This is a genomic window from Pseudomonas paracarnis (assembly GCF_904063055.1).
In the GTDB taxonomy this organism is placed as follows: Bacteria; Pseudomonadota; Gammaproteobacteria; order Pseudomonadales; family Pseudomonadaceae; genus Aquipseudomonas; species Aquipseudomonas paracarnis.
Genome location: NZ_CAJFCN010000002.1, coordinates 60,483 through 78,120, shown reverse-complemented (window position 1 = coordinate 78,120; position 17,638 = coordinate 60,483). Strand labels below are relative to the sequence as shown.

General features: G+C 60.9%; 15 protein-coding genes and 1 pseudogene. 13 read left to right on the top strand and 3 right to left on the bottom strand.

Annotated features, from left to right (window positions below):
- Positions 1 to 52 precede the first annotated feature (52 nt).
- Positions 53 to 817, bottom strand: a complete 765-nt coding sequence (locus tag JMV15_RS04965) for a TOBE domain-containing protein (RefSeq protein ID WP_038451753.1) — start codon at positions 815 to 817, stop codon at positions 53 to 55.
- Between the two features lie 58 nt (positions 818 to 875).
- On the bottom strand, positions 876 to 1,613 hold the full coding sequence (locus tag JMV15_RS04960) for a ComF family protein (protein WP_014720210.1): 738 nt from the start codon (positions 1,611 to 1,613) through the stop codon (positions 876 to 878).
- A 92-nt stretch (positions 1,614 to 1,705) separates the two neighbouring features.
- On the opposite strand from JMV15_RS04960, the gene bioB reads away from it, so the two are divergent.
- From bioB to JMV15_RS04910, 10 genes are all read left to right on the top strand, one after another.
- A complete protein-coding gene (gene bioB / locus JMV15_RS04955; RefSeq protein WP_014720209.1) occupies positions 1,706 to 2,761 on the top strand; it encodes a biotin synthase BioB in 1,056 nt (351 codons plus the stop codon).
- 65 nt (positions 2,762 to 2,826) lie between these two features.
- Positions 2,827 to 4,008: an 8-amino-7-oxononanoate synthase gene (bioF, locus tag JMV15_RS04950; RefSeq protein WP_014720208.1), complete on the top strand. Its 1,182-nt coding sequence runs from the start codon at positions 2,827 to 2,829 to the stop codon at positions 4,006 to 4,008.
- A complete protein-coding gene (locus tag JMV15_RS04945; protein ID WP_014720207.1) occupies positions 4,001 to 4,732 on the top strand; it encodes an alpha/beta fold hydrolase in 732 nt (243 codons plus the stop codon). Before bioF ends, JMV15_RS04945 begins: the two co-directional genes overlap by 8 nt.
- Entirely contained in the window at positions 4,725 to 5,537 is an 813-nt protein-coding gene (bioC, locus tag JMV15_RS04940; protein ID WP_032902320.1) for a malonyl-ACP O-methyltransferase BioC, read from the top strand. Before JMV15_RS04945 ends, bioC begins: the two co-directional genes overlap by 8 nt.
- Complete coding sequence (gene bioD / locus JMV15_RS04935) at positions 5,534 to 6,214, top strand: dethiobiotin synthase (RefSeq protein ID WP_014720205.1); 681 nt, start codon at positions 5,534 to 5,536, stop codon at positions 6,212 to 6,214. Before bioC ends, bioD begins: the two co-directional genes overlap by 4 nt.
- 106 nt (positions 6,215 to 6,320) lie before the next feature.
- On the top strand, positions 6,321 to 6,602 hold the full coding sequence (locus JMV15_RS04930) for a hypothetical protein (RefSeq protein WP_020302162.1): 282 nt from the start codon (positions 6,321 to 6,323) through the stop codon (positions 6,600 to 6,602).
- 326 nt (positions 6,603 to 6,928) lie between these two features.
- Positions 6,929 to 8,734 (top strand): phenylacyl-CoA dehydrogenase, encoded by a 1,806-nt coding sequence (locus tag JMV15_RS04925; RefSeq protein WP_020302163.1) that lies wholly within the window; start codon positions 6,929 to 6,931, stop codon positions 8,732 to 8,734.
- Positions 8,735 to 8,954: 220 nt separating this feature from the next.
- The gene (locus JMV15_RS04920; protein WP_014720203.1) at positions 8,955 to 10,244 is read left to right on the top strand and encodes a GGDEF domain-containing protein; all 1,290 of its coding nucleotides are present in this window, start codon (positions 8,955 to 8,957) and stop codon (positions 10,242 to 10,244) included.
- 90 nt (positions 10,245 to 10,334) lie between these two features.
- A complete protein-coding gene (locus JMV15_RS04915) occupies positions 10,335 to 12,104 on the top strand; it encodes an acyl-CoA dehydrogenase C-terminal domain-containing protein (protein ID WP_014720202.1) in 1,770 nt (589 codons plus the stop codon).
- 249 nt (positions 12,105 to 12,353) lie between these two features.
- The gene (locus tag JMV15_RS04910) at positions 12,354 to 14,132 is read left to right on the top strand and encodes an acyl-CoA dehydrogenase C-terminal domain-containing protein (protein WP_014720201.1); all 1,779 of its coding nucleotides are present in this window, start codon (positions 12,354 to 12,356) and stop codon (positions 14,130 to 14,132) included.
- Positions 14,133 to 14,358: 226 nt separating this feature from the next.
- Here the strand turns inward: JMV15_RS04910 and JMV15_RS04905 are convergent, their stop codons facing one another.
- Entirely contained in the window at positions 14,359 to 15,258 is a 900-nt protein-coding gene (locus JMV15_RS04905) for a LysR family transcriptional regulator (protein WP_014720200.1), read from the bottom strand.
- 209 nt (positions 15,259 to 15,467) lie between these two features.
- Between JMV15_RS04905 and JMV15_RS04900 the strand changes: the two genes are divergently transcribed.
- The 3 genes and pseudogenes from JMV15_RS04900 (at position 15,468) to JMV15_RS04890 (ending at position 17,622) form a co-directional block, all read left to right on the top strand.
- Positions 15,468 to 16,730 (top strand): aspartate aminotransferase family protein, encoded by a 1,263-nt coding sequence (locus JMV15_RS04900; RefSeq protein WP_014720199.1) that lies wholly within the window; start codon positions 15,468 to 15,470, stop codon positions 16,728 to 16,730.
- Positions 16,731 to 16,955: 225 nt separating this feature from the next.
- A pseudogene (locus tag JMV15_RS04895) lies at positions 16,956 to 17,321 on the top strand (type II toxin-antitoxin system RelE/ParE family toxin).
- Positions 17,305 to 17,622, top strand: coding sequence for a helix-turn-helix domain-containing protein (locus JMV15_RS04890; RefSeq protein WP_014720197.1), 318 nt, complete (start codon positions 17,305 to 17,307; stop codon positions 17,620 to 17,622). The pseudogene JMV15_RS04895 and the gene JMV15_RS04890 overlap by 17 nt, the downstream one beginning before the upstream one ends.
- Positions 17,623 to 17,638 lie beyond the last annotated feature (16 nt).

The window sequence follows — 17,638 nt, the reverse complement described above, 5'->3', positions numbered from 1 at the left end:
ACCTTAAGCAGCGCTTGTGACCGAATTGTTGCAGCTTGAAGACGCGCGCCCGTTACACCGGGGTGCCAAGCAATACATGGCTGGGTGCAAACTGCACGCGGATCGGCTGGCCTTGCGCTGCATCAATGGCCTTGAGCGCGACGGGCGGCGCCAGCGCGCACAACACTTGGCCGTTGGGCAGGGCAATACGCACCTCGCTGGGGCCGTCTTCGGCGGCGAGAATGGTCTCGATCCTGCCTTGCAGGCAATTGTGTTCAAGTGTTTCAGCTTGCCCGTCCACCAGTAATTCAAGCCACCCGGCCTTGATCAGGGCCACTACTTCCACGCCGGTCTGCAGTTCCAGGCGCAGGGTGCTGTCGTGGGTGATCTGTGCGTCGAGGTGCAGGCCGCCGGCCAATTGCAGGCGGATCATGTCGTTGTGGCCATGGCTCTCTATGGTACTGACCTGGCCGTGCAATTGGTTGCGCGCGCTGGTGCGCAGCATCAAGCGGCCCAGCAGGTTGAAGTCGCTGGCCGCTTCGTCCGAGCCAAGGATCTCGGCCTGAAGCAATTGCAGGCGCTGATAAAGGCGCAGGACCCGTTCCCCTTCCTGCGTCAGTTTGGCGCCGCCACCGCCCTTGCCACCGACGCTGCGTTGCACCAGCGGTTTTTGCGCCAGGTTGTTCAGCTCATCAATGGCGTCCCAGGCGGCCTTGTAACTCAACCCGGCACTCTTGGCCGCACGGGTGATGGAGCCCTGCTCGGCGATATGCCCCAGCAAGGCAATACGCTGGGGGCGGCGGATGATGTGTTGGCTGAGAGGGCTGGGCACAGACATGGCAGATACGCTTGGGTGAGATGCGCCGACGTTGCCGCGCTGGCGCAGGGGAGTCAAGTCAGCTGCCGGGTTTGGGCGTACGGGCCAGGCAATACACGTCCACCTGGCGCGCGCCGGCGTTTATCAACAAGCGCGCCAGGCTGTGGGCGGTGGCGCCGGTGGTGAGGACGTCGTCTACCAGCGCCAGATGTTGCCCGGCAACCTGAATGCCGGGGGCCAGTGCGAAGGCGTTGAGCAGGTTGCGTTTGCGGGTCTTGGCATCGAGGTCTTGCTGCGCCACGGTTTCATGGGGGCGTAATAGCGCGTATTCATCAAAGGGAATGTCAAGGGCGTGACTGAGCCAGCGGGCCAGCATCAACGCTTGATTGAAGCCGCGTTCGCGCAGGCGTTTACGCGCCATGGGCACGGGCAGCAGGCAGTCGGGGCGCTCCAGTTCGGCGTTATCGAAGCGATGCTGCAAATGCTGCCCCAGCAGGCGCGCCAACAGATGCCCCAGCGGCCAACGCGCCTGATGCTTGAAGCGGCTGATCAGGGTGTCCACTGGAAAGCTATAGGTCCATGGCGCGATCACTTGGTGAAAGGCCGGAGGCTGTTTTTGGCACTGGCCGCAGATCAACCCATCCATGGGCAAGGGCAGTGCGCAGCGCTCGCATTGTTCCATCAGCCATGGCAATTCTGTTTCGCAGGCGTTGCACACGTCCTCGGCCGAGTCGGTGCACTCATCGCAAATCAAACAGGTCTGTATGCTTTTTAACCAGATGTAAACTTGGTGTTTGTGCTCAGGTTGACAGTGCATGAATCTTCCTTAAATATGCCGAGCATCCGTGTCGTGCCTGTGGGTATTGCCCTTCCCACAGCGCTTGCCAAAGCATAATCAAGGAATCGCCCATGAGCGCCAGCACCTCTGCCACCCTGCGTCACGATTGGTCTTTAGCTGAAGTCAAAGCCCTGTTCGTGCAGCCCTTCAACGACCTGTTGTTCCAGGCGCAGACCGTGCACCGCGCGCATTTCGACGCCAACCGCGTGCAGGTCTCGACCCTGCTGTCGATCAAGACCGGCGCCTGCCCGGAAGATTGCAAATATTGTCCGCAGTCGGGCCACTACAACACTGGCCTGGAAAAAGAGAAGTTGATGGAGGTGCAGAAGGTCCTCGAGGAGGCCGCTCGTGCCAAGGCCATCGGTTCGACGCGTTTCTGCATGGGCGCGGCATGGAAACATCCGTCGGCCAAAGACATGCCCTACGTGCTGGAAATGGTCAAAGGCGTGAAGGCCATGGGCCTGGAAACCTGCATGACCCTCGGACGCCTCGACCAGGACCAGACCGAAGCCCTGGCCCAGGCCGGCCTGGACTACTACAACCACAACCTCGACACCTCGCCGGAGTTCTACGGCTCGATCATCACCACCCGCACCTACAGCGAGCGCCTGCAAACCCTGGCCTATGTGCGTGATTCGGGGATGAAGATCTGCTCGGGCGGTATCCTCGGCATGGGCGAGTCCCTCGACGACCGTGCCAACTTGCTGATCCAACTGGCCAACCTGCCGGAGCATCCGGAGTCGGTGCCGATCAACATGCTGGTGAAGGTAGCGGGCACGCCGTTGGAAAACGCCGATGACATCGACCCCTTCGATTTCATCCGTATGCTGGCGGTGGCGCGCATCCTGATGCCGCAGTCCCATGTGCGCCTGTCGGCCGGCCGCGAAGCCATGAACGAGCAGATGCAGGCCCTGGCGTTTTTTGCCGGCGCCAACTCGATCTTCTACGGCGACAAACTGCTGACCACCGCTAACCCCCAGGCTGACAAGGACATGCAACTCTTCGCACGCCTGGGCATCCTGCCCGAAGCCCGTGAAGAGCATGCCGATGAAGTGCACCAGGCGGCGATCGAGCAGGCGTTGGTGGAGCAAAAGAGCAGCGAGCAGTTCTACAACGCTGTGGTGTAACCACCTTTGGAATGCATTCCAGCTCCTCCAGTGGATTGAGTTGAACCTGTTAAATCGAGGCCAGCATGTCTTTCGATCTCGCCGCGCGCCTCGCTGTTCGCCGTGCCGACCATCTTTACCGCCAGCGCCCCTTGCTGCAGAGCCCCCAAGGCCCGCATGTGGTGGTGGACGGGCAACCGTTGTTGGCCTTCTGCAATAACGATTACCTGGGCCTTGCCAATCACCCGCAAGTGATCGAAGCCTGGCGCGCCGGTGCGTCCCGCTGGGGCGTGGGCGGTGGCGCTTCGCATTTGGTGGTGGGCCACGCCACACCGCACCATGAGCTGGAAGAAGCTCTGGCTGACTTGACCGGTCGCCCGCGTGCCTTGCTGTTCACCACCGGCTACATGGCCAACCTTGGCGCGGTCACGGCGCTGGTGGGGCAGGGCGATACGGTATTGGAAGACCGGCTTAACCACGCGTCCTTGCTGGATGCTGGTTTGCTGTCCGGTGCGCGTTTCAACCGCTACCTGCATAACGACGCAGGCAGCCTGGCCAAGCGCCTGGAGAAAGCCACCGGCAATACCTTGGTGGTCACCGACGGTGTGTTCAGCATGGATGGCGACCTCGCCGACCTGCCCGCGCTGGCCCGTGAAACCCGGGCCAAAGGTGCCTGGCTGATGGTGGATGACGCCCATGGCTTCGGCCCGCTGGGCGCCAATGGCGGCGGTATCGTCGAGCATTTCGGCTTGAGCCAGGACGACGTGCCCGTGCTGGTTGGCACCTTGGGCAAAGCGTTCGGCACCGCCGGGGCCTTCGTGGCCGGCAGTGAGGACTTGATCGAGAGCCTGATCCAATTCGCCCGCCCGTATATCTACACCACCAGCCAACCACCGGCACTGGCCTGCGCCACCCTCAAAAGCCTGGAACTGCTGCGCAGCGAACATTGGCGACGCGAGCACCTCAACGCGTTGATCCGCCAGTTCCGTCATGGCGCCGAGCAGATCGGCCTGGGCTTGATGGACAGCTTTACGCCGATCCAACCGATCCTGATTGGCGACAGCGCCCGGGCACTGCGCCTGTCGCAGATGCTGCGCGAGCGTGGCTTGATGGTGACAGCCATTCGCCCACCGACCGTGCCCGCCGGCAGTGCCCGTCTACGGGTGACATTGACGGCGGCCCACAGCGAGGCGCAGGTGCAGCTATTGTTAGATGGGTTGCAAGCGTGTTTTCGCTTGTTAGACGCCTCGGAGCCCGGCCATGCGTAATCGACTGATATTGCTACCGGGCTGGGGCCTGGGTGTGTCCCCGCTGGAGCCGTTGGCCGCTGCGCTGCACGGCCTGAACGAGCATTTGCAGGTACAGATCGAACCCTTGCCGGCGCTGCAAGCCAGCGAACTCGGTGAATGGCTCGATGAACTCGATGCGACGCTGCCGGACAATGCCTGGCTCGGGGGCTGGTCGCTGGGCGGCATGCTCGCGTCCGAGTTGGCGGCGCGCCGTGGCGAGCGGTGCTGCGGCTTGCTGACCCTGGCGAGCAACCCGTGTTTCGTCGCCCATGACGGCTGGCCCCATGGGATGCCTGCTGAAACCTTCGATGCATTTCTGGCCGGCTGCCACGCCGACTCCCAGGTCACGCTCAAGCGTTTTGGGCTGTTGTGCGCCAAGGGTGCCGAAGACCCGCGCGGCTTGTCGCGGTTGTTGGTCAGCGGTGCGCCGAATACCTCCCCCAGCGTCTTGATGCCCGGCCTGGAGCTGCTGGCCCAACTGGATACGCGGGCGGCCTTGCAGGCTTTTCGCGGGCCGCAGTTGCACCTGTTTGCCGGCCTGGACGGGTTGGTGCCTGCCGAAGCCGCCAGTGATCTGCTGGCCTTGCTCCCCGATGTAGAAATCGGCCTGATTGAACAGGCCGGTCACGCGTTTCTTCTGGAAGACCCTCACGGAGTAGCCGGGGCTATCCAGGCTTTTTTGCATGAGTGTGTCGATGACTGACCTATCCCACCCGCCCTTGCCTGGGGGCTTGCCGGACAAGCGCCAGGTCGCAGCCTCGTTCTCCCGTGCGGCGGCCAGTTACGACAGCGTGGCCGAGTTGCAGCGTGCGGTCGGGCATGAACTGCTCAGCCGCTTGCCGCACGGCCTGGTGCCCCGGCGTTGGCTGGACATGGGCTGTGGCACGGGTTACTTCAGCCGCGTATTGGGCAAGCGTTTGCCCGGCAGCCAAGGTGTGGCGTTGGACATTGCCGAGGGCATGCTCAACCACGCGCGTCCGCTGGGCGGCGCCGCGCACTTTATAGCCGGTGATGCAGAACGCTTGCCGCTTGCAGCTGACAGCGTTGAGCTGCTCTTCTCCAGCCTCGCGGTACAGTGGTGTGCCCATTTTGATGCGGTGCTCAGCGAAGCCCGGCGCGTGCTGCGACCAGGTGGCGTGCTGGCCTTTGCCAGCCTGTGCGTAGGCACCCTGGATGAGTTGCGCGAGAGTTGGCGGGCGGCGGATGGCCTGGTCCACGTCAATCGCTTCCGCACCTTCGAGGCTTATCAGCAACTGTGTGCGGCCAGTGGTTTGCGCGTGATCAGCCTGGAGCGAAAGCCCCATGTGTTGCATTACCCGGATGTGCGCAGCCTGACCCATGAACTCAAGGCACTGGGCGCCCATAACCTCAACCCAGGCCGCCCGGGAGGGTTGACGGGCCGTGCGCGGATTGTCGCGCTGGTAGAGGCCTACGAGCAGTTCCGCCAGGCCCAGGGCCTGCCCGCCACGTACCAGGTGGTGTATGCCGTACTGGAGAAACCGTTATGAGCGCCGCTTACTTCATCACCGGTACAGACACCGATGTTGGCAAGACCACCATCGCCGCCGGCCTGTTGCATGCGGCCAGGCTTTGCGGCAAAAGCACGGCCGCCGGAAAGCCGGTGGCGTCGGGCTGCCAACTGACGGCCCAGGGCCTGCGCAATGCCGATGCGTTGGCGTTGCTGGCCGAGTGTTCCGTGCCGCTCAGTTATGCCGAGGTCAACCCGGTGGCCTTCGAGCCAGCTATCGCGCCGCATCTGGCGGCGCGCGAGGCGGGCGTCGGGCTCACGGTGCAATCGCTGCTCAAACCGATGCAGCAGATCTTGGCACGGGGCGCGGACTTCACCTTGATCGAAGGGGCAGGCGGTTGGCGCGTGCCCTTGGCCGACCAGGCCAACCTGTCGGACCTGGCCATGGCGCTCAAGCTGCCGGTGATCCTGGTGGTAGGCGTGCGCCTTGGGTGCATCAGCCACGCGTTGCTCACCGCCGAAGCCATCGCACGGGATGGCTTGCCGCTGGCGGGCTGGGTGGCAAATATCATCGACCCCAAGACCTCTCGTCTGGAAGAAAACCTCGCCACCCTGGCTGAGCGCCTGCCCGCGCCTTGCCTGGGGCGAGTGCCTAAACTCAAGCACGCCGGGGCTGCCGCTGTGGCGGAGTACTTGGAACTGGACCTGCTTGACTGATTTTGGCTATCACTAAGGCAATATGCCATTAGTGTTTTTGACGGGCCTTTTGCCAGGATGTCTGGTTCAATCGGGCTTCACGATTCTCTAAAGGCAGGCTTACGCCATGGACATCTCTGGAAGCAGCGCGTTTTATTCGGGCCTGAGCACTATTCAGACCGGGCAGAACCGCGTCGACCAGGCGGCCGGCAAGATTGCCAGCGCCGCGACCACCCAGCCTTCGGCCGCGCAAAGCGACCGTCTGCAAGCCAATGACCGCGCCCAAGCGTCCAACTCGGCGAGCAACATGGTGGAAATGGCCCAGGGCAAGTTTCAAGTCGAGCTGGGGGCGAAAGTCGCCAAGGCTTCGGACGAAATGCTCGGTACCTTGATCGATACCTACGCTTAACTTCTCTATCGCTTGCCCGCTCCTCTCTGTGGGAGCTGGCTTGCCTGCGATAGCATCAACGCATACTGCCTGATAGATACACCCTGGCGTCTGCATCGCAGGCAAGCCAGCTCCCACAGTCGTTCCGCGACATTCTGCTTTCCTTAAATCATGAGGCATCCCGCCGCAGGCCTCGCCGTGCCTGGCTGACCCGCGTCAAGACAAACGGCATCGGGCCGACGCTTGACAACCCTGGGTGGTAAACGTATGTTTCAAACACCTGTTTGACCGCCATAACAAATCCACGCGGTTGTTCATCCCAGTTACATCAGCAGAGGTTTATCGCTATGCCTGACTACAAGGCCCCCTTGCGTGATATTCGCTTCGTTCGTGACGAACTGCTCGGTTATGAAGCGCACTATCAGAGCCTGCCGGCTTGCCAGGACGCTACCCCGGACATGGTCGACGCCATCCTCGAAGAAGGCGCCAAGTTCTGTGAGCAAGTACTGGCACCGTTGAACCGCGTGGGCGACATCGAAGGGTGTACCTGGAGTGAGTCAGGCGTTAAGACCCCTGCGGGTTTCAAAGAGGCCTACAAACAATTCGTCGAAGGCGGCTGGCCAAGCCTGGCCCACGACGTGGAGCACGGTGGCCAAGGCCTGCCGGAATCCCTGGGCCTGGCTGTGAGTGAAATGGTCGGCGAAGCCAACTGGTCGTGGGGCATGTACCCTGGCCTGTCCCATGGCGCGATGAATACCATTTCCGAGCACGGCACTCCCGAGCAGCAAGACGCTTACCTGACCAAGCTGGTGTCGGGCGAATGGACCGGCACCATGTGCCTGACCGAGCCACACTGCGGCACCGACCTGGGCATGCTGCGCACCAAGGCCGAGCCTCAGGCTGACGGTTCCTACAAAGTCTCCGGTACCAAGATATTCATCTCGGCCGGCGAACACGACATGGCCGACAACATCGTCCACATCGTACTGGCCCGCCTGCCGGATGCACCGGCTGGCACCAAAGGCATCTCGCTGTTTATCGTGCCCAAGTTCCTGCCCAACGCCGATGGCTCGGTGGGCGAGCGCAACGCGGTCACCTGTGGTTCCCTGGAACACAAGATGGGCATCCACGGCAACGCCACCTGCGTGATGAACTTCGACGCGGCCACCGGTTTCCTGATCGGCCCGGCGAACAAAGGCCTGAACTGCATGTTCACCTTTATGAACACCGCTCGGCTGGGCACCGCGCTGCAAGGCCTGGCTCACGCCGAGATCGGCTTCCAGGGCGGCTTGAAATATGCGCGTGATCGCCTGCAAATGCGCTCCCTGACCGGCCCGAAAGCGCCAGATAAAGCCGCTGACCCGATCATCGTGCACCCTGACGTACGCCGCATGCTGCTGACCATGAAGGCCTTCGCCGAAGGTAACCGTGCGATGGTGTACTTCACTGCCAAGCAAGTGGACATCGTCAAGTACGGTACCGACGACGAAGCCAAGAAACAGGCGGATGCCCTGCTGGCCTTCATGACTCCGATCGCCAAGGCGTTCATGACCGAAGTCGGTTTTGAATCGGCCAACCATGGCGTGCAGATCTACGGTGGCCACGGCTTTATCGCTGAGTGGGGCATGGAGCAGAACGTTCGCGACAGCCGCATTTCGATGCTGTACGAGGGCACCACCGGTATCCAGGCGCTGGACTTGCTCGGCCGTAAAGTGCTGATGACCCAAGGCGAAGCGCTCAAGGGTTTCACCAAGATCGTGCACAAGTTCTGCCAGGCCAACGAAGGCAACGAAGCGGTTAAGGAGTTCGTGGCACCGCTGGCGGCACTGAATAAAGAGTGGGGCGAGTTGACCATGAAGGTCGGCATGGCCGCGATGAAAGACCGTGAAGAAGTCGGTGCTGCTTCGGTGGACTACCTGATGTACTCCGGCTACGCGTGCCTGGCGTACTTCTGGGCCGACATGGCACGCCTGGCCGCCGAGAAACTGGCCGCTGGCACCAGCGAAGAGGCGTTCTACACCGCCAAGTTGCAGACTGCGCGCTTCTACTTCCAGCGCATCCTGCCGCGTACCCGCACCCACGTGGCAACCATGCTGTCGGGCGCCAACAACCTGATGGACATGAAAGAAGAAGATTTCGGCCTGGCTTACTAAGCCTTACCGGATCCTTCTGAAAACCGCCGCCTCCTTCGGGACGCGGCGGTTTTTTTGTACGTGTGTAGGCGCGAGTCTAAAAAACCACAGCAATGCACTCAGGGATTGCGATGAGCTGCCGTTACAGTGATGGCAATGTGATACATGCCCGGTCGGTTGTGCTTAACTGACCGCCTAGAAGCACAGCGCCATTATTTGTTTGCGGGTCGGAGTTTTACCCTTGTCACGCGTGTCCGCTGTACGTTTCAGCCATTTCCTACCGTCGCTGCTGCTGTTGCTGGCCGGGCTCTCGGCTGCGTACGTCAAGGACCTCAGCGTCTTCTTCACCTCGCTGTTCAACGTACTGCCCACCCTGGTTCTGCTGCTCGGTGGCGCTTACTGCGCGGTGTATCGACGCCAACGTGAACTGTTCCTGATGGTCACGGTGTACGTCGCCTATTTCCTGCTGGACACCCAGACCGACTTCTACCGCGACAATGGCCGCGTGCGTGAAGACGCTGCGGTGGTGTTCCACCTGTGTTGCCTGCTGTTGCCCTTGCTGTTCAGCATTTATGCGCTGTGGCAGGAAAAAACCCATCTGTTTCGTGACTTCGTCGCCCGCTGCGCGGTGCTGCTGGCGGTGGGCAGTGTGGCGCTGGCCCTGGAACAAAGCTTCCCCCAGGCCTTGCTGGGCTGGCTAGCGGAGATTCGCTGGCCGATGCTGCATGGCGCCTGGATGAGCCTGATCCAACTCTCGTACCCAATGTTCCTGATCGGCTTTCTCACCCTGGCCGCTCAATACTGGTACCAGCCGCGCCCGCTACACGCCGCACAACTGGTGGGGCTGCTGGGCATGTTCTGGATGTTGCCGCAAACTTTCATCCTGCCGTTCACCCTCAACATCATGTGCAGCCAAGTGATGCTGATGATCGCTGCGGGCGTGGCGCACGAGGCGTATCAAATGGCGTTCCGTGATGAACTCACCGGCTTGCCGGGGCGCCGTGCCCTCAACGAGCGCATGCAGCGGCTAGGTCGCAACTATGTGCTGGCGATGAGCGACGTCGATCACTTCAAGCGTTTCAATGACACCCACGGCCACGACGTGGGCGACCAGGTGCTGCGCCTGGTGGCGAGCAAGTTGTCCAAGGTCAATGGAGGCGGGCGGGCCTACCGTTACGGCGGTGAAGAGTTTGCCGTGGTGTTTGCCGGCAAGACCCTGGATGAGTGCATGCCGCACCTGGAGGAGATCCGCGAGATCATCGCCAGCTACGACATCAAGTTGCGCAACCCGGACCGCCCCCAGGACGATCATCAAGGCCGCCAGCGCCGTGCGGGCAGCGGCGCGTCCAGTGTGTCGGTGACGGTAAGCATCGGCGTGGCCGAGCGCCAGGCCGAGCAACGCAGCCCCGACGAGGTGCTCAAATCCGCCGACCAGGCGCTTTACACCGCCAAGGGCGCGGGGCGTAACTGTGTGGTCGCAGCCGGGCAAACCCGCCGTGGCGCGGTGCGCATGGAGAGTGCTGCCGGTTGAGTAATGGCGCTGTATTCAGCAGCGCTACAGTGATTGTCCACGGCCATGGCCGGCAGTAGGTTAACCCTATCTGCTGCCGGAGACATTGCCATGCCTGAGTACAAAGCTCCCCTGCGCGACATGCGCTTTCTGATCGACAACGTATTCGATTTCCACGGCCACTACGCGGCCCTGGGCGCCACGGATGCCAGCCCGGACATGGTCAGTGCGATCCTCGAAGAAGGCGCCAAATTCTGCGAAAACGTACTCGCGCCGCTCAATCGCAGCGGCGATGAAGAGGGCTGCCATTTCGATAATGGCGTGGTGACCACGCCCAAAGGCTTCAAGCAAGCCTTTGCCCAGTATGTGGAAGGCGGCTGGCACGGCGTGGCGGCAGACCCAGCCTACGGTGGCCAGGGCCTGCCCCATTCCCTGGGCCTGGTGCTGAGCGAGATGATCGGTTCCAGCAACACCTCCTGGGGCATGTACCCTGGCCTGACCCACGGTGCCATGTCCGCCATCCACGCCCACGGCACCGACGAACAGAAAGCCACTTACCTGAGCAAACTCACCGCCGGCGAATGGACCGGCACCATGTGCCTGACCGAAGCCCACTGCGGCACCGACCTAGGCTTGATCAAGACCCGCGCCGTACCGCAGGCAGACGGCAGTTACGCGGTCACCGGCAGCAAGATCTTCATCTCGGCCGGCGAGCACGACATGAGCGCCAATATCATCCACCTGGTGCTGGCCAAACTGCCGGATGCGCCGGCGGGCACCAAGGGCATTTCGTTGTTTATCGTGCCCAAGTTCCATGCCGACTCCGGCGAGCGCAATGCGGTGCACTGCGGCTCCATCGAACACAAGATGGGCATCAAGGCCTCGGCCACCTGCGTGTTGAACTTCGATGGCGCCAAAGGCTATTTGATTGGCGAGGCGAACAAGGGCCTCAACTGCATGTTCACCATGATGAACCACGCACGCCTGGGCACCGGCATGCAGGGCCTGTGCAACGGCGAGGCGAGCTTCCAGGGCGCGATCAAATATGCCAACGACCGCCTGCAAATGCGTTCGCTCACCGGCGCCAAGGCTCCGGAGAAAGCTGCCGACCCGATCATCGTGCACGCCGATGTACGCCGCATGCTGCTGACCATGAAAGCCTTCAACGAGGGCAACCGCGCGTTGACCTATTTCACCGCGCAACTGCTCGATACCGCGCACCTGGGCCGCGACGCTGGCCAACGCCAGGAAGCCGAGGACCTGTTAGCCTTCCTCACGCCGATCTGTAAAGCCTTCATGACCGAAACCGGCCTGGAGGTGACCAACCACGGCATGCAGGTATTCGGTGGCCATGGCTATATTCGAGAGTGGGGCATGGAGCAACTGGCCCGTGACGCACGGATTGCGCCGATCTATGAAGGCACCAACGGCATCCAGGCCCTCGACCTGCTTGGGCGCAAGGTCCTGGGCAGCCAGGGCAAGTTGCTGCGTGGGTTTACCAAGATTGTGCATAAGTTCTGCGCGGTCAATGCCGAGCATGCGCAACTCAAGGCCCATGTGGCGCAACTCAATGAACTGAACCAGCAATGGGGCGAACTGACCCTGAAGGTCGGCACGGCAGCGATGAAAAACCCTGACGAAGTGGGCGCGGCGGCCATGGATTACCTGATGTACAGCGGTTACATCATCCTCGCCTACCTGTGGTTGCGTATGGCGATCGCGGCGCACGGCCACGACGACCAAGAGTTTGCCCAGGCGAAGCGTGCGACCTGCGACTTTTATTTCAAGCGCTTGTTGCCGCGTACGGCCATGCACCGTGCTGCGGTAGAGGCAGGGAGCGAATGCCTGATGAAATTACCAGCGCAGGCCTTCGCACTTTAGAGGTCACTGATTGCTCGGGGTCAAAATGTGGGAGCGGGCTTGCTCGCGAATGCGCTAGTACAGTCAAAGATGTAGCGACTGACACGCCGCATTCGCGAGCAAGCCCGTTCCCACAATGGTTTGTATGTGACTTATAAATACTTAATGGTCACGAATGGACCCTATGTGTCTGAAAAGTTGTTCGGGTACACTCGGGGTCTGTAAAACCGATCCTATCGAATTACTTTTCACGTTCTCACGAGGTTTGCCATGGCTGATTACAAAGCGCCGTTGCGTGATATGCGCTTCGTCCTCAACGAAGTGTTTGAGGTCGCTGATACTTGGGCCCAGTTACCGGCATTGGCAGACAGCGTTGACGCCGAAACCGTCGAAGCGATCCTGGAAGAGGCCGGCAAAGTCACCGCCAAATCCATTGCCCCGCTCAGCCGCGGCGGCGATGAGCAAGGCTGCCACTGGGCGGGCGGCGCCGTGACGACTCCCGACGGTTTTCCCCAGGCCTACAGCACCTACGCCGAAGGCGGCTGGGTAGGCGTGGGCGGCGACCCGACCTACGGCGGCATGGGCATGCCCAAGGCGGTGTCGGCGCAGGTTGAAGAGATGATCAACTCGTCGAGCCTGGCTTTCGGCCTGTACCCGATGTTGACCTCCGGTGCCTGTGTATCGATCAACACCCACGCCAGTGAAGAACTCAAGGCCACCTACCTGCCGAAGATGTATTCCGGTGAGTGGGCCGGTTCCATGTGCCTGACGGAAGCCCATGCCGGTACCGACCTGGGCATGATCCGCACCAAGGCCGAGCCTCAGGCGGACGGCTCCTACAAGGTCAGCGGCACCAAGATCTTCATCACCGGTGGCGAGCACGACCTCACCGAAAATATCATCCACCTGGTGCTGGCCAAACTGCCGGACGCACCGGCCGGGCCCAAGGGCATCTCGCTGTTCCTGGTGCCGAAGTTCCTGGTAAATGCCGATGGCAGCCTGGGCGCGCGTAACCCGGTGAATTGCGGCTCCATTGAACACAAGATGGGCATCCAGGCCTCCGCTACCTGTGTGATGAACTTCGACGAAGCCGTGGGTTACCTGGTCGGTGAGCCCAACCGTGGCTTGGCTGCGATGTTCACCATGATGAACTATGAGCGCCTGGGCGTCGGTATCCAGGGCTTGGCTTCTGGTGAGCGGTCCTATCAGAACGCGATTGAATATGCCCGCGACCGTCTGCAGAGCCGTTCCCCGCTGGGCGCGCAGGCCAAGGACAAGCCGGCAGACCCGATCATCGTGCATCCGGATGTCCGCCGCATGTTGCTGACCATGAAGGCGGCGAACGAAGGCGGCCGGGCGTTCTCCACCTACGTGGCGACGCAGTTGGACATCGCCAAGTTCAGCGACGATGCCCAGGCGCGCGAGCGTGCCGATAACCTGGTGGCGTTGCTGACGCCGGTGGCCAAGGCGTTCCTCACCGACCTGGGCCTGGAAACCACCGTACTTGGCCAGCAGGTGTTTGGTGGCCACGGTTACATCCGCGAGTGGGGCCAGGAGCAATTGGTGCGTGACGTGCGCATCACTCAGATCTACGAAGGCACCAACGGCATTCAGGCCCTGGATCTGATGGGCCGCAAGATCGTTGGCAGCGGCGGTGCGTTCTATACCTTGTTCGCTGATGAGATCCGCCAGTTCATCGCCGCATCGGGCCCTGAGTTGGCCGAATTCACCAAACCGCTAAGTGCGGCAGTGGATAACCTGGATGAGTTGACGGCCTGGGTGCTGGACCGCGCCAAGAGCAATGCCAATGAAATCGGTGCGGCCTCGGTGGAATACCTGCATGCGTTCGGCTACATGGCCTATGCCTATATGTGGGCGCGCATGGCCAAGGCGGCGTTGGGCAAAGAAGGCGAAGAGGATTTCTACGCCAGCAAACTGGGAACTGCGCGTTTCTACTTTGCCCGACTGTTGCCGCGTATCCACTCGTTGAGTGCATCGGTAAAAGCCGGCAGCGAATCACTGTTCCTGATGGATGAAGCCCTGTTTTAAGGGCGAGGAGGGCGTGTAAGCATTCTCTTACATGACGTGCTGCTAATCGTCCTCTATCGCCACATTGGATCCACGGCTAATCTACTTCACATGGACGTCGCGCAGGAAGCGCAAAGCAACAACACGGACACGTAGGATTCTGCCAGGACGGCGGAGTGAAATGGATGTCAGGGAAACAGTCTGCAAAGCCCCGCTTCGGCGGGGTTTTCTTTTGCCCGCGAAAAAGTCAGGCGGTTGTCGACGGGGCATTCATCACGTCTTCCAGCAGGGTGCGCAGCAACGCCACCGTCGCCTGCTGGCGTTGCACATCGCGGCATACCAATCCTACTTTCAGCGGTACCCTGGGCTCGCTCAAGGGTTTCCACAGCAGCGCCTTGCTGTTGTGTTCATCCTGGGACCGCCCAGGCAGCACGGTCGCCAAACGGGTGTGAGGCAGGCTGTCGAGAATGCCCACCATGGTATTGAGTTCCGCCTGCACTTGCGGACGCCGCCCGAGGTTGGACAGTTGGCCTTGCCAGATCTGCCGAACCTGAAACTCTTCCCCCAGCAGCAACATCGGTAATTCGGCGGCTTGTTTGAGCGAGACTTTCTTGAACTCGCGCAACGGATGATCTTCGGGTATCACCACCTTCAACTCGTCTTCATACAGCAACACGCCGTGCAGGCCCGGCTGACGGGGTGGCAGATAGCTGATGCCGATATCGAGTGAGCCATTGAGCAACCGCCGCTCAATCTCAAGCCCGGTCAGCTCGTAGATCTGCACCACCAGATGGGGCTGGGCCTTGCGCACGCGCTCAAGCATCTGCGGTACCAGGCTGGTGTGCACGGTTTGCAGCACGCCGATGGCCAGGGTGCGCATGGCCTGGCCCTTGAAGTTGCGCAGTGCCTCCACGGCTTGCTGCATCCCATCAATGAGCGGCAACGCGTGGTTGTATAAAGTGTGCGCCGCCAGCGTTGGCAGCAGACGCTTGCTGCTACGTTCGAACAGACTTACATCAAGGTTCTGTTCCAGTTGGCGAATCTGTTGCGACAACGCTGGCTGGGAGATCGACAGACGCTCCGCGGCACGGCCTACATGGCCTTCCTCATACACCGCGACGAAATAACGCAGTTGCTTGAAATCCATAAGGTTTGCTTATCGAAAAAGCTGGAAAATCGAAATGGCCGCTGGCCCCCGAGGCGCCTAGTCTAGCGCCTATTCGCAGGGCTTACAGGGCCGGATCGGACAATGAACAGCGTTTTTGTTGATAGCGTTTACATAGGCAACGCAAAAAATCTGAAGGCCTTATTGGCAGGCGGCATCGACCAAGGTCAGGTTGCCAACGGAGGTGAAGTGTGAACTTGTTCCGTCGCTTCGCGCCGAGTCTGGATGACCTGCTTGTGCATGCCCCGCGTGCAGAGGTTTCCAGCCAGTGCCTGATGCCCACTGTGGCGCGCCCGCCCCAGGTGTTTGTGCAGGGGCAGGGCTCCTGGCTTTCGGACGCTGACGACCGCGCCTATCTGGATTTCAGTCAAGGCGGTGGCGCCAACAGCCTGGGCCACAGTCCTCAGGCCGTGCGCGACGCCATTGCCGAACAGATGCATACCGTGATCAACCCTGGCCTGGGTTTGCACAACCGCGCGCAACTGGACCTCGTCGACCGTCTGTGCCACCACACCGGCAGTGATCAGGCCTACTTGCTCAACACGGGTGCCGAAGCCTGTGAAGCGGCCATCAAGTTGGCACGCAAGTGGGGCCAGCTGCATCGTGGCGGCGCTTACCACATCCTCACGGTAAGCAATGGCTGCCACGGCCGGAGCCTTGGGGCGATGTCGGCGTCGGCCATGGCCTGCGAAAACCGGTTCGAACCGCAGCTGCCAGGTTTCAGCCAGGTGCCGTTTAACGATCTGCCGGCCCTGCATGCAGCGGTCGATGCGCAGACCGTCGCCATCATGCTGGAGCCGATACAAAGCGGCGGCGGTGTCGTCCCTGCGACAGAACATTACCTCAAAGGCGTCGAACGCCTGTGCCGTGAGCTCGGGATCCTGCTGATCTTCGACGAAGTGCAAACCGGTATCGGCCGCTGCGGCAGCCTGCTCGCCGAACAGCAATACGGCGTGCGCGCCGACATCATTGCCCTGGGCAAAGGCCTGGGCGGCGGTGTGCCCTTGGCGGCGCTGGTGGCGCGTGGTAATGCCTGTTGCTTCGAACCGGGCGAGCTGGACGGTACACATCACGGCAATGCACTGATGGCATCTGCGGGTATCGCCGTACTCGACGCTCTATTGGAGAACGGCTTTCTCGAGCACCTACGTGAATCTGGCTTGTACCTGGCAGAAGGCCTTGCCCGGCTGGCCTACCGTTACGACCATGGGCCCTTGCGCGGCAACGGGCTGCTTTGGGGCCTGACACTGTCGGACGATTGCGCCGCAGCAGTGGTCAAGGCCGCGCTGCACGAAGGCCTGATTCTCACTGCCTCACAACCTGACTGCCTGCGCTTTACCCCTGCGCTGAACATCAGCAAAACCCACATCGACGAAATGCTGCTGCGGCTTGCCCGCGCCTTTTCTCGGGTGCGCACCGCTCAAGTGCAATGCCGCAAGGGCATCGCCGTTTGACCCCAGTTTCCTGAACCGTCTCGCGGCATACGCGGCGCCTCCAGCCTGATTCTTTTGGCTGGGGGCGTTTTTTTGTCTGGGTAATTTCTGGTGTGAAAACGTTGATTGAGCCTCCCTGGGAACAGTGGTTTCTTAGCGGACGTCGGCAAGGACCGTCGATGGGGCACAGCGTGCTCGACTTTTAATCTATACCACTGGGTGGTATGTTCTTGGGAAGGGACCTCCATGAAGCTCAGGTTGTTTAAAACACGGCGATTTGCCGAGGCGGCCAACAAAGCCTGGATCTGCGATTCGGAGTTGAGGGAGGCGTTTGGCGAAATGCTGAGGGGGCAGGCAGATAATCTGGGCGGTGGTGTCTGGAAAAAACGCCTCAATCAAAATCGACATCGTTCAATCATATTGGCCTAGGGTAGGCACTATTGGGTTTATCAGTTGCTGTTCGCGAAGAAGGATCAAGGCAACATTACGCAGAGCGAACTTGTTTGGTTTCGATCACTGGCCAAAACTTATGAAAGGTTAAACGAAGCACAGATTCAGCAAATGCTGGATCTCAAGGAGTTTGTGGAGATACATCATGACCAAGAAGTATAAAAGCGAGGCGTTTGAGTCCATTCACCAGTCAGCCAAGGCACTTCATGCTGTCGGCGCCATCAGCAAAACCACTCTGCGAGAATATGATGAGGCGTGCTTATCCATGCCAGACCAAATACCTGCCGAACAGATCAAGCAACTACGTGAAAGCAGCCATGTCAGCCAACCTGTGTTCGCCCGCTACCTGAACACCAGCGCGTCCACCGTCAAAAAATGGGAGTCGGGAGAGAAACGGCCTAGCGGCATGGCGCTCAAATTATTGAGCATCGTGCAAAAGCATGGCCTGCAGATTCTGGCCTGAGATGGCCCAATGCCAG